This window comes from Gordonia sp. N1V, from assembly GCF_029269935.1.
GTDB lineage: Bacteria > Actinomycetota > Actinomycetes > Mycobacteriales > Mycobacteriaceae > Gordonia > Gordonia polyisoprenivorans.
The window spans coordinates 129,213-146,660 of sequence record NZ_JARJDD010000004.1 but is presented as its reverse complement, the minus strand read 5'-3'; the positions used below and the strand labels follow the sequence as shown (position 1 = coordinate 146,660).

Genomic DNA, 17,448 nt, shown 5'->3' with positions numbered 1-17,448 from the left:
GCTGTGTCATCGTGCGGCCTGACGGCCGGGCCACCGCCAACCCGGCGGTCATGGCGTGGCGCGGGAGTCGGCCGTTGGCGTCGACGAGGGCGGCAGCGGGAAGAAGTACGAGGTGCGTTGCTGGTACTCGGGATAGCCGGGTCGCGTGCTCATCGACTTCTCCAGCAACCGGGCGCCGGTGGCGAATACGAGGAAGTAGGTCATCACCACCGGTGACAGGACGGTGAGCACGCCGGGACACGGGACGAGCGTGGGACCGGTGGTCATCGCCCCCGATGTCGCCGCGAGCAGCCAGATGCCCCACCACACCGACGCGTCGCCGAAGTAGTTGGGGTGACGCGTCCACGCCCAGAGTCCGCGATCCATGATCGCGCCCTTGTTGGCGGGGTCGGCCTTGAAGGCGCGCAGTTGCGCATCGCCGATCGCCTCGAAGCACAGCCCGAGCGTGAACAGCGCGATGCCGAGGCCGCCGACGATCCATGCGAGTGCGGGGGTGGGGCCGGCGACCGCCGACACCTGGATCGGCAGCGACACGAACCACTGCGCGGCCCCCTGCGTCGCGAAGATCTTGCGCGCGACGACCGCGAAACCGTTGCCACCCGAGCGTTCCAGCATCTCGGTGTAGCGCGGGTCCTCGCCCTTGCCCTTCGATTTGCCGACCATGTGCCAGGCCAGTCTCAGCCCCCACACGCTCACGCCGAGCGCCAGCAGCCAGCGGCGCGTGGGGTCACCGCCGCCGAGGATCAGCGACAACCAGGCGACGCCGACGAATCCGAGGCCCCACGTGACGTCGACGACGTTGAAACGCCCGATCCGATAGCCGATCGCGAAGGTGACCGCCTGCATCACCGCGAGCAGGACCAGCGACGACAGCGTCAGGACGAGAAATCCCGACCAACCGGTCATGACCGCTTCCGGGGAGCCGTGCCGGCCGAGCTGCGGGTGAACAACAACTGGTGGACGTCGAGGTACCCCGCCCGGAATCCGGCCTCGGAGTAGGCGAGATAGAACTGCCACATCCGCATGAAGGTGGCGTCGAAGCCGAGGTCGGCGATCCGGCGCCGACGGGAATCGAAGCGTTCGCGCCAGAGCCGCAGCGTTTCGGCGTAGTGCGCGCCCATCGACAGCGAGTCGGTCAGCCGCAGCGTCGTGTGCTTGTCGGTGACGGCGCGCAGCGCGGGCAGCGAGGTGAGCTGACCGCCGGGGAAGATGTACTTGTGCACCCAGGTGTAGGTGTGGCGGGAGGCGCGCATGCGATCGTGCGGCATGGTGATGGCCTGGATCGCGACCTTCCCGCCGGGCGCGAGGACGCGGTCGATGGTGGAGAAGTATGTCGGCCAATACTTTTCACCGACGGCCTCGATCATCTCGACCGACACGACGGCGTCGTAGGTGCCGTCGACCTCGCGGTAGTCGAGGAGATCGATCTGCACCTTGTCGGCGAAGCCGGCGTCGGCGACGCGACGCAACGCCAGCTCGCGCTGCTCGGAGGACAGGGTGACCGAACGGACCGTGGCCCCCCGGGCCGCGGCGCGCAGGCACAGTTCGCCCCAGCCCGTTCCGATCTCGAGTAGGCGCGTGCCCTCCCCGACACCGGCGAGATCGAGCAGCCGGTCCACCTTGCGGCGCTGGGCATCGGCGAGATCATCCCAAAGTGGATGCAGCACGGCATGTTCGGCCGAGACCCCGGGGTCGGCGAACAGTGCGCTCGAATACGTCATCGTCTCGTCGAGGAAGGTGGAGAACAACTCGTTGGACAGGTCGTAGTGGCGCGAGATGTTGGAGCGGGTGTTGGCCGTCGTGTTCTCTTCGTCCTCGGGATGTTTCGGCAGCACCACCCGGCGCAGCGCCTGTAGGGGTCGGGGGACCAGCCGCGCGACCCGAGAGGCGAACGGGGTGAGGACGCCGACGAGGTCATCGGTGCTCCAGTCGCCGGCCATGAAGGACTCGCCGAATCCGATCAACCCGTGAGACCCGACCCGGCGCGCGAAGTCGGTGGGGCGCCGAATGATCATGCGCGGCTGCACATCGTCGGTGCGACGGCCGCCGCGGGTGCCGTCCGGATACTCGATGCGCACGTCGAGCCCGGCGGTGGCGTGCCGGAACAGCCAGGACGCCGCGGCGCCGCGGACCCGCGCGGATCGGCCGGTGGGGATCGCGGCGGCGTCGGGCCAGCGTCCGGCGTCGGGTGGGGTGACCTCGGAGTCGTCGGGCCGATGGATGTGGGTGCTCATCGGTGTCCTTTCGTCGCGGTGGAGGCGAGAGTGGAATGAACGGGATGATCGGGGCGCGGTTGGACGGGAAGACGGCGAGTCCATAATCCAATGCCCTGTAGCCGGATTCGGGCGGAGACGACGAGCGGGGCGAGCGGCGTGCGCAGTTGGGCTCCGACGATCGCGCGGGTGGTCGCCGGGCGGGCATGTCCGGTCAGGGCGGCGACGAAGGGTTCGGCTCCCGGACGGTCGAGGATGATCGAGACCGCTACGCGGCCTTGGCCATCCGGCTCGGGGACGCGTAGCCGATAGCGACCGGAGACGTCGTGGAACGGTGAGACGTAGAACTCCTTGTCCACCTCCGCACGGCCGTCGGCGTCGGGCGTCACGATGTAGCAGTGGCGCTCGCCATAGGTGTTGTGCACCTCGGCCACCACATGCGCGAGGGTGCCGTCGGCGTGGTGGCACCAGAAAACACTGAGCGGATTGAACGTGTATCCGGCGACGCGCGGTGAGAGCAGGGCGCACACCGGGCCGTCGGCGGGTGTGACGCCCGCGCCGCGCAGATGGTTGTCGAGTCGCAGCCGCAGCGACTGCCCGGGCCGCATCGGCTCCGGGAAATGGTCGGCGGGACGGACGTCGGCGGCCAGGCGCAGCAGACCACGGAACCGGGGTGGTTCGTCGACGTCGATGAGCCACGAACTGCTGCGGTAGGTGAACGTATGGCGCAGCGGTGAGCGCCGGGTGTGGGTGATGCGCGTGGCGACGACGGCCGGCAACGGGGTCGCGGTGGATGCCGGGCGGGTCATGTCGGATCATCCTGGAGAGCAACGGATTGCGCGGCCATTCGGTGTAGGGAGCCGGCCGTCCGGCGGGCGGCGCGCTCGCCGGACGCCGCGCCGTCCTCGTGGAATCCCCACCCGTGGTAGGCGCCGGCGAACACGATGCGGTCACTCTCGATGTCCGGGAGGAGTGCTTGTGCAGCAACCGATTCGGTGGTGTAGATCGGGTGCTCGTAGGTCATCTCGGCGAGAATCGTCGAGTCGTCGACGAGATCGGTGCGGCCGAGGGTGACGAGCATGCGGGGGTCGGCGGTGGGTAGCCGCATCAGACGGGTCATGTCATAGGTGACGGCGACGCCGGAACCATCGAGCGCGTCGGTCGGTGCGTGGTCGGCGCGGATCTGGTAATTCCACGACGCCCAGGCCCGGCGGGCGCGCGGCAGCAACGAGATATCGGTGTGTAGGACAGCGGGTTTCGCGCAGTAGGAGATGGCGCCGAGGACCCGTCGCTGTGCGGCGGTCGGGTGGTCGAGAGCGGTGAGGGCCTGGTGCGGATGGGTCGCGAGGACGACGGCGTCGAACCGCTCGGTGGGATGACCGTCGGCGGTGACCGCGACCGCGGTACCGAGATCCTCGACGGAGCGCACCGGCGCGCCGAGGCGGATGCGACCGCGATGGGCACGCAGGTGGTCGGCGACGGCGTCGACGTAGGTGATCGAACCGCCGACGACGGTCCGCCACGTGGGTGACCCGAACACCGACAGCATCCCGTGGTGGGACAGGAAGGTGAACAAGTAGCGCGCCGGATAAGCCTGCGCGGTGCGCGCATCACACGACCACACCGCGGCGATCAGCGGGAGCAGGAAGTTGTCGACGAAGTAGTCCGACAGCTTCTCGCGGGCGACGAACTCGGTGATCGGCTCGTCGGAGTCAGGGGTGTCGAGGACCTTGCGTGCCGCGCGATGGAAACGCACGACCTCGCCGAGCATCCACAGATAGCGGCCCCGGGTGAGGGTGCGCGCGGTCGGGATGAGCCCCGAGAGACCCAGGGCTCCCGCGTATTCCAGACCGGTGCGTTCGGAGTGCACCGACATCGACATGTCGGTCTCCTGGGTCGGCACCGCGAGCTCGTCGAAGAGCCGCAGCAGAGTGGGATAGGTGCGGTCGTTGTGGACGATGAACCCGGAGTCGACGGCCATGGTGCCGCCGACCCCGGGCGGCGTGATCGAGTGCGTGTGGGCGTGACCACCCAGACGGTGATCGGCCTCGTACAGGGTGACGTCGGCGTCGGCGGAGAGTCGGTAGGCGGCAACCAGACCCGCGACGCCACTGCCCACCACCGCGACTCGGTGGGGACGGCCGGTGTGGGGTACCGGTGGACCCGAGGTTGTCATGCCCGAAGTTCGGACTCGACGGCCGTTCGGATGGGTCAGTACCGCTGCGGTGGGGGCGGGGCGGCGATGTAGCCGGCCTGCCGTTGGTCGGCGTCGACGATCTCGGCGCCGAGTGGCAACAGTGACAGCGGCACCATCTTGAAACTGGCGATGCCCAGCGGGATGCCGATGATGGTCAGGCACATCGCGATGCCGGAGGTGATGTGCCCGATGGCCAGCCAGATCCCGGCGAAGATCAGCCAGATGATGTTGCCGATGGTCGACGCCGCACCGGCCTGTGGTTTGCGCACGACGGTCCTCCCGAACGGCCACAGGGCGTAGTTGGCGATGCGGAAGGATGCGATGCCGAACGGGATCGTGATGATCAGGATGCAGCAGATGATTCCGGCGACGACGTATCCGATCGCCATCCAGAACCCGCAGAGCACCAACCAGATGATGTTGAGGAGTGTGCGCATACGCCCATTGTCCGCTGTCGTGGATGATCGTGGTGCAACGTCGGGCAACCGTCGGCCGCCATCTCGACGAACAGGTCCGAGCCTGCGGGGTCTGCCCGATGTCATGCGTGGTGTCGTCGGCCCTGGCTAACCTGTGCCCATGGCCCCCGACGCCGAGCGTGCACGTGTCACCGTGTGGTGGGTCATCACCACCGTCGTCCTGGTGATCCGTCTGCTCGCGACGATCGCGGTGATCCTGCTCGCCATCGGCTGGGCGGTCGCGGCGATCCGGGATTCGATGAACAACATTTTCTTGTGGCCGGCTGTCGGGAGTGCGGGCGCGCTGCTGATCAGCACATATCTCTACAGTTACCTGCGGGCGAGGTACCCGCGCCGCAACGCCTGGCTTCCGTGACCCCCCAGGTCGCGGTGACCCCCATCGCGGGTGCCTTCGATGTTGTTCGGGCTGATGACAAGGCCGCCTGTAGCCCGCGTCACACCAGAGTTGGCATAATCGACAGCACAGAGGCAATCGAGAGAAGACCTATGACCGAACTCGGCTCGTCGCGCATCCGGCGTGCCTATGAGGATTTCCTCTCCGGCATCACACCGCCCTCCGACGCGGTGCGTTCCGTGGTGCGTGATTCGTGGTCGAGGTCGTTGTCGCGCGGGGTCGATCCGATCGAGGCGCTCCCCGAGGACGACACCAGCGCGAGCATGACGATGGCCGAGTTCACGCGATACCGCGAGGCCCATCCGATCACGTCGGTGCGCCCGCTCGTGCAGTCGTTGATGCTCGACGACATCGCCGACTCCGGCGTCGTTGTCGCACTCACCGATCAGGTCGGACGACTGCTGTGGGTCGAGGGCAGCACCGACGCCGTCGACCGTGCGAGCCGCATCAACTTCGTCGAGGGCTCGGTGTGGAGCGAGGACGTCGTCGGCACCAACGCACCGGGCCTGGCACTCGCGGTCGGCAAGGGTGTGCAGGTGATCGGACCGGAACACTTCGCGGGCTCGGTGCAGGACTTCAGCTGTGCCGCCGCGCCCGTCCACGACCCGGTGACCGGACATGTCATCGGCGTCATCGATGTGACCGGTGGCCGCGAGGTGGCCGCACCGTTCGCCCTGGCCGCCGTCCGTTCGGTGGTGGCCGCAGTCGAACGCGAACTGCAGTCCCAGGCGGTCAACCTGGCCGACCCGGCGACCTTCGCGTCGTCGCAGGACAAGGGTGATGCGCGGCTGACGGTATTGGGCGACAACAATTATCGATGGCATCGGGAGGGTGATCCGGCCGGAGAGCGGACGCTGTCGCGCCGGCACGCCGAGATCCTGTTGCTGCTGCAGGAGTATCCCGAGGGGCTCAACACCGAACAACTCGCCATGCACCTGGCCGGCGACGGCATCGACCCGGTCACCGTGCGCGCCGAGATCTCGAGGCTGCGCCGTGATCTCGGCAACGACGTGGTCACGTCGCGGCCCTACCGCCTGACCGTCGACATGACCTCCGACGTCGCCGACCTGCGCCGGCGTATCGCCGAGCGCGGCGAACTGTCGTCGGTGATCGACGAACTCGGCCGCGGTGGACTGCTGGTGGAGTCGACGGCGCCGGGCATCACCGAGATCTTCGAAGTGGTCCGTGAGGATGTGCGGTCGCGGGTGATCGCCGAGGGAGATGTCGGGGCCCTGCGGACCTGGACGTCATCGATCCACGGTCGCGATGATCTCGTCGCGTGGCGTCGACTCGAGCACCGTCTCCCCGTGGGACATCCCGACCGCGCCGTGGTCGGCGGGCGAATCAGGTTGCTGGACAAGCGGTACGGGGTCTGACCCGGCCTGTGGCGCGAGGCGTCCGAGGATGTGGCCACTCCGCGTCATGGAGCCTGGTACGAATACAGACTCCACATGAGCGGGCCACCGACCCGAAAATCACGGCGTGTCGCGCCGGATCCGTGGAAGTTATATTTCGCATCGGCGTGACCGCGGCCCTCAGGGCTGCGCGTCGGGCATCGAACCGATGAGCAGCAGCGCTGCCGCGATGGTGGTCACGATGCACAGCACAACGAGTAGCAGCCCGACGCCCAATGTGACGAGCGGGTGCGGTTCGGACTCGTCGCGAGTACCGGCCGTGCCGCGTTGTGCGGGATCGTTCTGAGCGAGAACCATCGTGGCACCACCCTCCTGGCAGCTCGATCTGACTTATTGCAGATACTGAATCAGATTACGAAAACTGGATCTTAGTGGTTGTGGGCACCTTCCACGACTTGAGTACCGCGAATCGCCCCTTGCACACCAGACAATCGGTGCGAATTCCTCTTTTCGGCGGACCCAACGTCGGGCCAACGGTGAGTGGATCAGGCTTGGCGCTCACGGCACCTGACCTGCCGTTTCGTGGCGATGCAACGTTGCGAACGCGTCTGCAACGTGGCTGCAACCACAGCCCTCCTATTCTGTGGAACAGATCACACTGACTGCCGTCGCGGCTCGGTGTGACATCCCGCAACTGGCCGACGCCTGTTACTGCACTGAGGAGCTGGACACACATGACTGTTTACGCGAAGCCGGGTACCGAGGGTTCGGTGATGAGCTTTGAGTCGCGTTACGACAACTGGATCGGTGGTCAGTGGACCCCGCCGGTGAAGGGTCAGTACTTCGAGAATCCGTCGCCGGTCGACGGCAAGACCTTCTGTGAGGTCGCCCGGTCGACCGCCGAGGACATTGATCTCGCACTCGATGCCGCGCACAAGGCCGCACCGCAGTGGGGCAAGACCTCGGTCGCCGAACGTTCGCTGGTGCTGCTGCGCATCGCCGATCGTCTCGAGGAAAACCTCGAGAAGATCGCCGTTGCCGAGACCTGGGACAACGGCAAGGCGGTCCGCGAGACCCTCGCCGCCGACATCCCGCTCGCCGTCGATCACTTCCGCTACTTCGCCGGCGCCCTGCGCGCCCAGGAGGGATCGATCTCGGAGGTCGACGAGGACACCGTCGCCTACCACTTCCACGAGCCGCTCGGTGTGGTCGGCCAGATCATCCCGTGGAACTTCCCGATCCTCATGGCCGTGTGGAAGCTCGCGCCCGCGCTCGCCGCAGGCAACGCCGTCGTCCTCAAGCCGGCCGAGCAGACCCCCGCGTCGATCCTCTACGTCATGAGCCTGATCGCCGACCTGCTGCCCGCGGGCGTGATCAACATCGTCAACGGCTTCGGTGTGGAGGCGGGCAAGCCGCTCGCATCGAGCAACCGCATCCGCAAGATCGCCTTCACCGGTGAGACCACCACCGGCCGGCTGATCATGCAGTATGCGTCGGAGAACCTGATCCCGGTCACCCTCGAGCTCGGCGGCAAGAGCCCCAACATCTTCTTCAACGATGTGATGAGCGCCGACGACGGCTTCCTCGATCGTGCGCTCGAGGGCTTCTCGATGTTCGCGCTCAACCAGGGTGAGGTCTGCACCTGCCCGAGCCGCGCGCTCATCCAGGAGGACATCTACGACGACTTCATCGGCAAGGCCGTTGATCGTGTCTCGAAGATCAAGCAGGGCAACCCGCTCGACACCGACACCATGATGGGCGCCCAGGCCTCCAACGATCAGTTCGAGAAGATCAGCTCCTACCTGGCCATCGGCAAGGAAGAGGGCGCGAAGGTCCTCATCGGTGGCGAGCCGGCCGACCTCGGCGGCGACCTCTCGGGCGGCTACTACATCAAGCCGACTGTGTTCGACGGCCACAACAAGATGCGCATCTTCCAGGAGGAGATCTTCGGCCCGGTGCTGGCCGTGACCACCTTCAAGGACTACGCCGACGCCATCCACATCGCCAACGACACCCTCTACGGACTCGGTGCCGGTGTGTGGAGCCGTGACGGTGCCACCGCCTACCGTGCGGGCCGCGAGATCCAGGCCGGCCGTGTGTGGACCAACACCTACCACGACTACCCGGCCCACGCCGCGTTCGGTGGCTACAAGCAGTCCGGCATCGGACGCGAGACCCACCTGATGATGCTCGAGCACTACCAGCAGACCAAGAACCTCCTGGTCGGATACGCTCAGAGTGCGAAGGGATTCTTCTGATCCGGGACTTCGTCCGAATCGGGGATTCTTCTAAACCGAAGAGGTGCAACGATGACCACCGAACAGAACGTTCCTGATCGGGTGGTCGCCACAGACGCCGCCGTGCAGCTCCTGACCAAGTTGTCGGAGCTGCACGGCGGACTCATGATCCACCAGTCCGGTGGATGCTGTGACGGTTCCGCCCCCATGTGCTACCCCGTCGGGGAGTACCGAGTGGGCCAGCGCGACGTGCTGGTCGGCGAGATCGATCTGCCCGAACCCATTCCGGCAGTACGGGTCTGGATCAACGGCGATCAGTTCGAACTGTGGAAACACACGCAGTTGATCCTCGACGTGGTGCCCGGACGGGGCGCCGGATTCAGCCTGGAATCCCCCGAAGGAGTGCGATTCCTCTCGCGGGCAAGGGCTTTCAGTGAGGACGAGAATGCCGTGCTGTCGGCGAACCCGCCGTTGACCGGTGCGGCGGTCGGCGTCTGATCGTTTCCGCGACGTACCAATCGGCATGTGCCCGTTGGCTCGCTCGGCGAGCCGGCGGGCATTCGTCGTGTCGAGAGGATGTCTGTCGTCTCATCGGGGGAAATGTCCGAAACCGGCAATGGTCGATATTTGCCGCTGTTACCGTCGAGGCTGTTGCGTAGTGCAACCAAGTCCACCAATGGCGATGTGACGGAGGCGAATTACCCGATGAAACGTGTGATGACCAGTGCCCTTGCGGTCGGAGCGGTCGTGGGTGCCGCATCCCTGATGGTCCCGGCAACGGCGTCGGCGGCGCCGGTGTCGTCGGCGAACTGCGCGAGGATCGCGACACCGACGGCGCCGAACGGATGGGGGAACAGCTTCGGTGACGAACAGGGTCAGGCAGGCAAGATCACGGCAACCAACGTGAGCGACGACGACGGATCACTGGAGTTCGCGACGAGTCCGCAGGTACCGCGTCAGGCGTCGTACCACTCGGCGGGGAAGCTGCCGTTGACCCAGCTGGCCGGAAAGCCGTTGACCTTCCAGAAGTCCACGGGCAATGCGAACTGGCAGATCCGGGTGACCGGCGCGAACACCGGTGAAGGGAATGGCTTCGCGACGCTGGTCTGGTCGGCTTCCGACGCAGCGGGTGCGCCTGACGCCGCATCGTCCGATCAATGGTGGGCAACCCGCTCCCTGGGCACGATCCCGCGGGGCCAGACCGGCACTCTTGCCGAGCTGACCACCGCCGCCAACTCCGGCGGAAAGGCCACGGTCGTCGAGGATTACGGCATCTCCAGCCAGCCCAACGGCGGCACCGGCACCGTGCACGTCGACAACGTGACCTTCAACGGCTGCACGACCAACTTCGCGGTCCGGAGCAGCAACGGCTCGCTGGGCGGCATTCAACTCCCGAGCTTCGGATCGTCGTAACCCGGATCGTCGTAATCCGGCGTCGTAATCCGTTGTGACGCTGGGGTGTCAGTCAGCATCGAGCCACCAGCCCCGCACCATGCCGGGTGGCCGGCCGGGTTCGATGTAGTGCTCGGTGCCGAAGGCGAACGGGAACGCCTCGACCGGGAGTGCCAGTAGCTGACGGACGTCGCTCTGGCTGGCGTGGCAGGCCAACGCTTCGCGTTTGGCCGTCACATCGTCGCCGAGGTCGACGGCCCAATGCAATTCGGCTTCCGGTGTGCCGATCGGATTGCCGTCGTCGCCCGGGGCATCCGGGTCGAATCCGTCGGTGTTGTTCTCGCCGGTGAGGCCCATCTCGGCGGCCAGGACGAACAGCTGGCGCATGAGGTCACGATTCATCGTGACCTCCAGGTAGCGCGGTCGCTTGACGGCGAGTTCTGCTGCGGCGCGGGTGGTGTGGTGCAGCATCACGTGATCGGGATGACCGTAGCCGCCGTGCCAGTCGTAGCCGACGACGACGTCGGCGCCCTCCTCGTCGAGGATGCCGGCAAGTCGGCGAGCCGCTTGCTCGACGGGCGCGCGGGAGAAGACGCCGTCGGTGCCGTTCTGGGTCCACCCGGTCATCCCCGAATCGGCGTATCCGAGCCACGCCACGCGCGCGGTGCCGGTGATCGCCGCCGACGCCTCGGCTTCACCGCGACGTCTCATGGCCACCGTTTCTCCGGGAGCGAGATCATCGGGCACGTCGCCGTCGCCGTGCTCTCCCGGGTCGCCGTCGGTGCAGTAGACGACGACCACCCGGTGCCCCTCACGTGCGGCGCGGATCATGCTGCCCGCGGTGGCCGTGGCCTCGTCGTCGGGATGGGCGTGGACGAAGACGATGGTGCTCATGCGCTACAGCATCTCAGGTCGGGGCCCGCGGGGTGCTCGTCGCAGTACGCTGCTTGCAGCACTGCCATGAACTCACACCCGAAGCGCGTGCTGGTATGCGCAGAAGATTCGGAAAGTTGTCACCATGCCCAACTCCCAGCCGCCTGCAACGGTGGATGCCATCGACGGGAGCATCCTGGCCGCGCTCGCCGATGATCCACGAGCCACCGTCCTGGCGATTGCGGATCGGACACAACTCTCGCGGAACACCGTGCAGGCCCGGCTGTCGAAGCTCGAGCAACGGGGAGTGCTGCGCTCCTTCGAGCGCAGTATCGATCCGGCGGCGCTCGGTTACCCGCTCACCGCATTCATCCTGACGAATGTCACCCAGAGCCAATTGACGCCGATCACGTCGGCACTCGGTGACGTTCCCGAGGTGGTCGAGGTCCACGGGCTCAGCGGGATCAGCGACCTGCTCGTGCATGTCGTCGCTCGCGATGCGGACGATCTGTATCGAATCGCCGGCCAGATTCTCGACATCCCCGGGGTCACGCGGACGACCACCGCGCTCGTGATGCGAAAACTGGTCGACTATCGGTTAACCGGGCTCTTGGAGCGGTTGACCGCGGACTGACCCCAACCGGCAAGCAAGCAACCGGTTTCGGCGCTGTTGCGCAAACTGCTCACCGATGATCCGGCCTTCCGAGGGATGGTGTGCACAATGCTGAGATCGCACGGCGCCGCTTGATTGATGTGCGCGCCGGTGGTCGACTGGGGGACGAGTTCTGCACCCAGAGCCGGGTAAGGATGCCACCCCATGAAGTCAGCTCAGATCGTCGATCCGACCGAGCGTGCCGCCGACACCGTCACGCCGGACGCCCTCCGCAGCATCGAGGAGCGCGTGCTGTGGTTGTCCACGGCCATCATTCATCACGCGAATCGCGTACGCCCCAACCCGTCCGGGCTGAAGGTCGGAGGTCACCAGGCCTCGTGTGCATCGATCACGTCGATCATGACCGCGCTGTGGTTCGAGCAGCTCACCGACGCCGACCGCGTGTCGGTGAAACCGCACGCATCGCCTGTGCTGCACGCGATCAACTACCTCTTGGGCAACCTCGACGAGCGCTACCTGACGACATTGCGTGAATTCGGTGGGCTCCAATCGTATCCGAGCCGCACCAAGGATCCCGATCCCGCCGACTACTCCACGGGATCCGTCGGCATCGGCGCCACGGCACCGATCTGGGGTGCCATCGCCCGTCGCTACGTCGACGCCAAGATCGGCCCGGCGGGCAAGGGACGCCAGTACTCCTTGGTCGGCGACGCCGAGCTCGACGAGGGCGCGGTGTGGGAAGCCATTCTCGACCCGTCGGTCCGTGACCTCGGTGAGATCGTGTGGATCGTCGACCTCAATCGGCAGTCGCTGGACCGGGTGGTTCCCAACATCGCGGCCGGGCGGCTGGCGAGCATGTTCGAGGCCGCCGGCTGGCAGGTGATCACCGTCAAATTCGGCCACCTCCTCGAGACTTTGTTCGCCCGTCCGGGTGGAGACGCGTTGCGCGAGCGCATCCTGAGCATGCCCAACGCGGAGTACCAGAGGCTGTTGCGTTGTACCGCGCAAGAATTGCGGGCGAGGATGCCCGGTGACGGCGAGCGGGCGCCGGAGATCGCCACTCTCGTCGCGGAACTCGATGATGCGACCCTGACGGCCGCGATCCGCAACCTGGGCGGCCACGACCTCGACGCGTTGCGTCAGGCCTTCGCCGACATCGACGACACCAGGCCGACGGTCATCATCGCGTACACGATCAAGGGTCATGCGCTGCCCACCGAAGGACACCCGCAGAATCACTCGTCGCTGTTGACGGTGGAGCAATTCGACGAGTTGGCAACGACGATGGGGATGGATCCCGGACATCCGTGGGCTCGATTCGACCCCGAGACCGACGCGGGACGGATGTGTGTGGAGACCGCACGTCGACTGACTCGCGCACCGATTCAGACTCGTACTCCGCCAACGGTTCCCGACGACCTCGGACGGACACCGGGCGGAACGTCGACCACGCAGGCGGCCCTGGGTAGGGCCCTGCTCGCCCTGACCCGCGACGCACCGGAGGCGGCCCAACGCATCGTCACCGTGAGCCCGGACGTCAGCTCGACGACGAACCTCGCCGGATGGCTGAACAAGGTGGAGATCTGGTCACCGGCCGAACGACGAAACTGGTTCGACGACGACGCCGAGACGATCATGCACTGGCGGGAGAAGCCGACCGGTCAGCACATGGAACTGGGGATCGCGGAAACGAACCTCGTCGGGCTGATGGGTGAGCTGGGGGCCACATGGAGCCGGTGGGGCCAGCCGCTGTTTCCCATCGGGGTGATGTATGACCCGTTTGTGGAGCGGGCTCTGGAACCGTGGTCCTACGGTATCTACGCCGGCGGCCAATCGATCCTGGTCGGTACCCCGTCGGGTGTCACGCTCGCCGCGGAAGGCGGTGCCCACCAGTCGATCACGACTCCCTCGATCGGCCTGGAACAACCCGGCTGCGTCAGCTGGGAACCCGCATTCGTGATCGACACCGAATGGACGCTGCTCGCGGCGATGCGTCTGCTGGGGCGCCCCGATGGGAGTTCGGCGTACCTGCGCCTGTCGACCCGACCGGTCGATCAGACACTGGCGGCGGTGCCCACCGATCCCGCGGCCCGGGAGCGTCGGCGCCGTCAGGTCATCGCCGGTGCCTATCCGCTGCGCCGGGTCGCCGATCCGGTGGTCACCCTGGTCGGCATGGGCGCGTTGATGACCGAAACCCTGGCAGCTGCAGAACGTTTGGCTGCTCAGGACATCGCCGCCGACGTCGTGTGTGTCACCAGCCCGGGCCTTCTCTTCGAGGCACTTCAGGCACGGCGTGGCCTCGCCGAGGCACCCACCTGGATTCTCGACCAGGCGTTCCCGGCCGATCGGGCCACCCCGATGGTCACCGTCCTCGACGGTCATCCGCACACCCTGGCATTCCTCGCCGGTATCCGCGGAGTCACCGGTGCCGCGCTCGGCGTCAGCCGCTTCGGCCAGGTCGGTTCTCTCGATGACGTCTACCGCCACCACGGCATCGACACCGACAGCATCGTGCGGGCCGCACTCGACCTCCTCGGCTGAACCGAGATCAGATCGTCTCGGACCGCGCCATCGCCAGTCCCAGGCCGACGGCGCCCAGCACACCGACGAAGACGGCGACACCGCTCCAGCCGAAAGACGAGAACACCAGGCCGCCAACGGCTCCCACCACCGAGCTGCCGAGGTAGTAGTGGAACAGGTACAGCGACGACGCCTCGGCGCGATGTTCGGTGGCCCGCGCCGACACCCATCCGCTCGCCACCGAGTGCGCTCCGAAGAAGCCCGCGGTGAACAGGAACATGCCCACCAGCACCGACCAGAGATGTTCGGGGACAGTGGCTCCCAGGCCGGCGAGCATCACCATGATCGATGAGGCGAGCACCGGACGGCGGCCGATGCGGTCGGCGAGCCGGCCGGCCAGGGCGGAGGAGGCGGTGCCGGCGAGGTACATGAAGAAGATCGACGCGATCACCGCCTCGCCGAGGTCGAATGGGCTCTGCAGCAACCGATAGGTGAGGTAGTTGTAGACCGTTACGAAGCCACCCATCAACACGAAACCGATGACGAACAGCGGTAGCAGTCGGCGATCGGCGAGATGCGACAAGAGGTTTCGCATGGTAATCGACGGGGACACCCGACGCGGGGTGAAGAACCGGGAGGCCGGGATCGTCCGCCAGAAGAGCAGCGCGAAACCGAGTGAGGCCAGACACGCGATCTCCAGTGCCCACTGCCACGACATCACATCGACGGCGAACCCGGGGATGAGCCGGCCGACGAGACCGCCGATGGTGGTGCCCGCCACGTAGCGACCCATCGCGGTGCCCAACGAGCGACCCTCCACCTCCTCGGCGAGGTAGGCCATCGCGACCGCAGGCACCCCCGCGCACAGAACGCCCTGGAGGGCGCGCCCGGCGAGCAGGACGTCGATCGACGGCGACCACGGCAACACGACGCCGATCGCCGACGCGGCGACCGCGGAGATCACCATGACCCGTACGCGCCCGAAACGCTCCGACGCGACACTCGCCGGGATGATCGCGATCGCGAGGAAACCGGTGGTCAGAGAGACCGCGAGCGCCGACGTCGTCGGCGATGTCCCGAAGTGCTCCGACAGATGCGGTAGCAGGGCCTGCACGTAATACAGGGCCATGAACGTCGTCATACCGGCCGCGAACAGGGCGACGGTGGCGCGCCGATAGCCCGGTGAGCCCAGGGCGTGACGGGTCTGGGGAAGCGCGGGTGCGGCGATGCCGTCTGTTGTGGTGCTCACTGTTCCAGCGTGAGCCCGACTCTCCACATGCTCAAAATGAATCTTTGTAGACTTGTTTATTCACTAATGAATAAGCGCAGCTAGCATGGCATGGTGCATGACAAGATCGAGTGGTTCATCACCATTGCCGAGGCCGAGAACCTGACGGCGGCCGGTGAGCGGCTCGCCGTCTCGCAGCCGACCCTGTCGCGATTCGTGGGCAGGCTCGAGCGAGAGGTCGGCGTTGCGCTGTTCGACCGGCATGGCCGACGTCTGGCGCTGAACGCCTACGGCCGTGTCTACCTCGAACGGGCGCGTCGCGCGCACGCACAACTCGACGCCGCACGCCGGGAGATCGACGACATGCGTCGACCGACGCGAGGTGTGGTCCGGCTGGCTTTCCTGCATTCGTTCGGCATCAGCCTGGTGCCGCAACTCATCCGGGCATTCCGCGAGCGCAATCCGGGTGCGGGATTCACCCTCGCGCAGGACTCCGTGGCCACCGTCGTCGAGCACATCGAGACCGGCGACGCCGATCTGGCCATCGTCGCGCCGCGGCCGATGCGGACCGACATGGCGTGGCAGCCGATCGCGCAACAGAATCTGGCGCTCGTCGTGCCGCGTGGTCACCGCTTTGCCGGCCGGACGAGTATCGGTCTGGCAGAGGCCGCCGACGAGGAGTTCATCGTCATGCAACACGGATTCGGCATGCGCCGGATCTTCGACGAGCTGTGTGCGTCCGCCGACATCACCCCGACCATCACGTTCGAGTCGGCCGAGCTCGCGACGATCGCCGGGCTGGTCGGGGCGGGCCTGGGAGTGGGTGTGGTCCCCGTCGACGATGCGAACCGGGTCGCCGACGTCGTGTTCGTCCCGCTGGCTGGTGAGACACGTGAGATCGGGTTGACGTGGTTTCGGCCGCGACCACTTCCGGTGGCGGCTGAGCGGTTTAGGGTGTTTGTCGGAGAGTTTGCCGCCGGTGGAGCGGAATCGGCAGCGGGGCAGTAGGTCTCGAGGCCGGTGCATTCGGGCGGTTTGTCCGATAGTTCGGATTGACTGGTGGGCAAGGTAATTCGGTCAACCGAGGTCCATCGGCCGAGCGGCGCAATGGTGTCATACTCGCGTGGTGGGGTGAGTTCCCCGCGAGGTGATCAGGGAGGTAAGGCCAGTGAACGCTCCGTTGGACCCCGTTGCGAGTGCGCGGCTCGCCGAGAGTGGTCGGCTCTTCACCTCGGATTTGTCGATCGACGAATTCGTCCTGCTCGAGTCGGCGGGATTCGAGCCGCTGGGTCTGGTGATGGGGACGTCGGTGTATCACGTCGGCATCCAGACCGCGTCGATCCGGCAGAGCACGGAGATGCAGGTGCTCACCTCTGCGATGTACAACGTCCGCGAGAACGCCATGGCGCGGATGCAGGCCGAGGCTGACGCGCTGCACGCTGATGGGATCGTCGGTGTGCGACTGGAATGGCGGCCGCACGGCGCCTCGCCGGAGCACATCGAATACCTGGCGATCGGCACCGCGGTGCGGTTCACCGCGAAGCCCGGCGCCTATCGTCGTCCCGACGGGCGGGCGTTCAGCTCGCATCTGTCGGGTCAGGACCTGTTCAAACTCTCGCAGGCCGGGTACGCGCCGGTCGCGTTCACCTTGGGTAACTGCGTGTATCACGTTGCGGTGCAGGGATTCATGCAGACGCTCAAGCAGATGGGCCGCAACGTGGAGATGCCGCAGTGGACGCAGGCCTACTACGAGGCGCGAGAACTCGCGATGACGCGCATGCAGTCCGAGGCCGAGCGTGACGGGGGTACGGGCATCGTCGGGGTGCAATTCTCGGTGTCCGAATGGGTGTGGGGGCCACACACATTGGAGTTCTTCGTGATCGGTACCGCAGTACGGCGAACCGGAGAGCCCACCCCGGTGCGTCCCTCGCCCGTCCTGTCCTTCTGATC

The 17,448-nt window shown here is 66.5% G+C and carries 17 protein-coding genes; 9 read left to right on the top strand and 8 right to left on the bottom strand.

Annotated features, from left to right (window positions below; all coding sequences use genetic code 11):
* Positions 1-48: 48 nt before the first annotated feature.
* From P3L18_RS07350 to P3L18_RS07330, 5 genes are read right to left on the bottom strand one after another with little or no spacing between them, the layout of a single operon-like run.
* The gene (locus P3L18_RS07350) at positions 49-906 is read right to left on the bottom strand and encodes a DUF1295 domain-containing protein (RefSeq protein WP_079928409.1); all 858 of its coding nucleotides are present in this window, start codon (positions 904-906) and stop codon (positions 49-51) included.
* Positions 903-2,234: a class I SAM-dependent methyltransferase gene (locus tag P3L18_RS07345; RefSeq protein WP_276113734.1), complete on the bottom strand. Its 1,332-nt coding sequence runs from the start codon at positions 2,232-2,234 to the stop codon at positions 903-905. The genes P3L18_RS07350 and P3L18_RS07345 overlap by 4 nt, the downstream gene beginning before the upstream one ends.
* Positions 2,231-3,022: a DUF1365 domain-containing protein gene (locus P3L18_RS07340; protein WP_276113733.1), complete on the bottom strand. Its 792-nt coding sequence runs from the start codon at positions 3,020-3,022 to the stop codon at positions 2,231-2,233. The genes P3L18_RS07345 and P3L18_RS07340 overlap by 4 nt, the downstream gene beginning before the upstream one ends.
* Positions 3,019-4,389: an FAD-dependent oxidoreductase gene (locus P3L18_RS07335; RefSeq protein WP_172398709.1), complete on the bottom strand. Its 1,371-nt coding sequence runs from the start codon at positions 4,387-4,389 to the stop codon at positions 3,019-3,021. Before P3L18_RS07335 ends, P3L18_RS07340 begins: the two co-directional genes overlap by 4 nt.
* Before the next feature lie 35 nt (positions 4,390-4,424).
* Positions 4,425-4,847, bottom strand: coding sequence for a YccF domain-containing protein (locus P3L18_RS07330; RefSeq protein WP_006369109.1), 423 nt, complete (start codon positions 4,845-4,847; stop codon positions 4,425-4,427).
* Between the two features lie 139 nt (positions 4,848-4,986).
* Between P3L18_RS07330 and P3L18_RS07325 the strand changes: the two genes are divergently transcribed.
* The gene (locus tag P3L18_RS07325) at positions 4,987-5,241 is read left to right on the top strand and encodes a hypothetical protein (RefSeq protein WP_079928413.1); all 255 of its coding nucleotides are present in this window, start codon (positions 4,987-4,989) and stop codon (positions 5,239-5,241) included.
* 131 nt (positions 5,242-5,372) lie between these two features.
* A complete protein-coding gene (locus P3L18_RS07320) occupies positions 5,373-6,656 on the top strand; it encodes a GAF domain-containing protein (protein ID WP_014358390.1) in 1,284 nt (427 codons plus the stop codon).
* A 159-nt stretch (positions 6,657-6,815) separates the two neighbouring features.
* Here the strand turns inward: P3L18_RS07320 and P3L18_RS07315 are convergent, their stop codons facing one another.
* Positions 6,816-6,992 carry a hypothetical protein gene (locus P3L18_RS07315; RefSeq protein WP_006369112.1) on the bottom strand — a complete coding sequence of 59 codons (177 nt, stop codon included), beginning with the start codon at positions 6,990-6,992 and terminating at the stop codon, positions 6,816-6,818.
* Positions 6,993-7,369: 377 nt separating this feature from the next.
* On the opposite strand from P3L18_RS07315, the gene P3L18_RS07310 reads away from it, so the two are divergent.
* The 3 genes from P3L18_RS07310 (at position 7,370) to P3L18_RS07300 (ending at position 10,285) form a co-directional block, all read left to right on the top strand.
* Positions 7,370-8,893, top strand: a complete 1,524-nt coding sequence (locus P3L18_RS07310; protein WP_006369113.1) for an aldehyde dehydrogenase family protein — start codon at positions 7,370-7,372, stop codon at positions 8,891-8,893.
* Positions 8,894-8,944: 51 nt separating this feature from the next.
* Positions 8,945-9,370 carry a DUF779 domain-containing protein gene (locus P3L18_RS07305; RefSeq protein ID WP_006369114.1) on the top strand — a complete coding sequence of 142 codons (426 nt, stop codon included), beginning with the start codon at positions 8,945-8,947 and terminating at the stop codon, positions 9,368-9,370.
* Between the two features lie 78 nt (positions 9,371-9,448).
* Positions 9,449-10,285 (top strand): hypothetical protein, encoded by an 837-nt coding sequence (locus tag P3L18_RS07300; protein ID WP_014358391.1) that lies wholly within the window; start codon positions 9,449-9,451, stop codon positions 10,283-10,285.
* Positions 10,286-10,333: 48 nt separating this feature from the next.
* Here the strand turns inward: P3L18_RS07300 and P3L18_RS07295 are convergent, their stop codons facing one another.
* Positions 10,334-11,158 carry a PIG-L family deacetylase gene (locus P3L18_RS07295; protein ID WP_014358392.1) on the bottom strand — a complete coding sequence of 275 codons (825 nt, stop codon included), beginning with the start codon at positions 11,156-11,158 and terminating at the stop codon, positions 10,334-10,336.
* 124 nt (positions 11,159-11,282) lie between these two features.
* Here P3L18_RS07295 and P3L18_RS07290 point away from each other — a divergent pair, with 124 nt between their 5' ends.
* Positions 11,283-11,771, top strand: a complete 489-nt coding sequence (locus P3L18_RS07290; RefSeq protein WP_276113732.1) for an Lrp/AsnC family transcriptional regulator — start codon at positions 11,283-11,285, stop codon at positions 11,769-11,771.
* 183 nt (positions 11,772-11,954) lie between these two features.
* Positions 11,955-14,291, top strand: a complete 2,337-nt coding sequence (locus P3L18_RS07285; RefSeq protein WP_276113731.1) for a pyruvate dehydrogenase — start codon at positions 11,955-11,957, stop codon at positions 14,289-14,291.
* Between the two features lie 7 nt (positions 14,292-14,298).
* Here the strand turns inward: P3L18_RS07285 and P3L18_RS07280 are convergent, their stop codons facing one another.
* Positions 14,299-15,519, bottom strand: a complete 1,221-nt coding sequence (locus P3L18_RS07280) for an MFS transporter (protein ID WP_253193834.1) — start codon at positions 15,517-15,519, stop codon at positions 14,299-14,301.
* Between the two features lie 90 nt (positions 15,520-15,609).
* On the opposite strand from P3L18_RS07280, the gene P3L18_RS07275 reads away from it, so the two are divergent.
* Positions 15,610-16,506, top strand: a complete 897-nt coding sequence (locus tag P3L18_RS07275; protein WP_276113730.1) for a LysR substrate-binding domain-containing protein — start codon at positions 15,610-15,612, stop codon at positions 16,504-16,506.
* Positions 16,507-16,666: 160 nt separating this feature from the next.
* Positions 16,667-17,446: a heavy metal-binding domain-containing protein gene (locus P3L18_RS07270; RefSeq protein WP_079928418.1), complete on the top strand. Its 780-nt coding sequence runs from the start codon at positions 16,667-16,669 to the stop codon at positions 17,444-17,446.
* The last annotated feature ends 2 nt before the right edge of the window (positions 17,447-17,448 follow it).

Coding starts and splice junctions, on each gene's coding strand:
- P3L18_RS07330 (WP_006369109.1), bottom strand. CDS start 4,847: ATGCGCACACTCCTCAACATCATCTGGTTGGTGCTCTGCGGGTTCTGG.
- P3L18_RS07285 (WP_276113731.1), top strand. CDS start 11,955: ATGAAGTCAGCTCAGATCGTCGATCCGACCGAGCGTGCCGCCGACACC.
- P3L18_RS07335 (WP_172398709.1), bottom strand. CDS start 4,389: ATGACAACCTCGGGTCCACCGGTACCCCACACCGGCCGTCCCCACCGA.
- P3L18_RS07290 (WP_276113732.1), top strand. CDS start 11,283: ATGCCCAACTCCCAGCCGCCTGCAACGGTGGATGCCATCGACGGGAGC.
- P3L18_RS07320 (WP_014358390.1), top strand. CDS start 5,373: ATGACCGAACTCGGCTCGTCGCGCATCCGGCGTGCCTATGAGGATTTC.
- P3L18_RS07275 (WP_276113730.1), top strand. CDS start 15,610: ATGGTGCATGACAAGATCGAGTGGTTCATCACCATTGCCGAGGCCGAG.
- P3L18_RS07310 (WP_006369113.1), top strand. CDS start 7,370: ATGACTGTTTACGCGAAGCCGGGTACCGAGGGTTCGGTGATGAGCTTT.
- P3L18_RS07350 (WP_079928409.1), bottom strand. CDS start 906: ATGACCGGTTGGTCGGGATTTCTCGTCCTGACGCTGTCGTCGCTGGTC.
- P3L18_RS07345 (WP_276113734.1), bottom strand. CDS start 2,234: ATGAGCACCCACATCCATCGGCCCGACGACTCCGAGGTCACCCCACCC.
- P3L18_RS07340 (WP_276113733.1), bottom strand. CDS start 3,022: ATGACCCGCCCGGCATCCACCGCGACCCCGTTGCCGGCCGTCGTCGCC.
- P3L18_RS07295 (WP_014358392.1), bottom strand. CDS start 11,158: ATGAGCACCATCGTCTTCGTCCACGCCCATCCCGACGACGAGGCCACG.
- P3L18_RS07300 (WP_014358391.1), top strand. CDS start 9,449: ATGTCTGTCGTCTCATCGGGGGAAATGTCCGAAACCGGCAATGGTCGA.
- P3L18_RS07325 (WP_079928413.1), top strand. CDS start 4,987: ATGGCCCCCGACGCCGAGCGTGCACGTGTCACCGTGTGGTGGGTCATC.
- P3L18_RS07315 (WP_006369112.1), bottom strand. CDS start 6,992: ATGGTTCTCGCTCAGAACGATCCCGCACAACGCGGCACGGCCGGTACT.
- P3L18_RS07305 (WP_006369114.1), top strand. CDS start 8,945: ATGACCACCGAACAGAACGTTCCTGATCGGGTGGTCGCCACAGACGCC.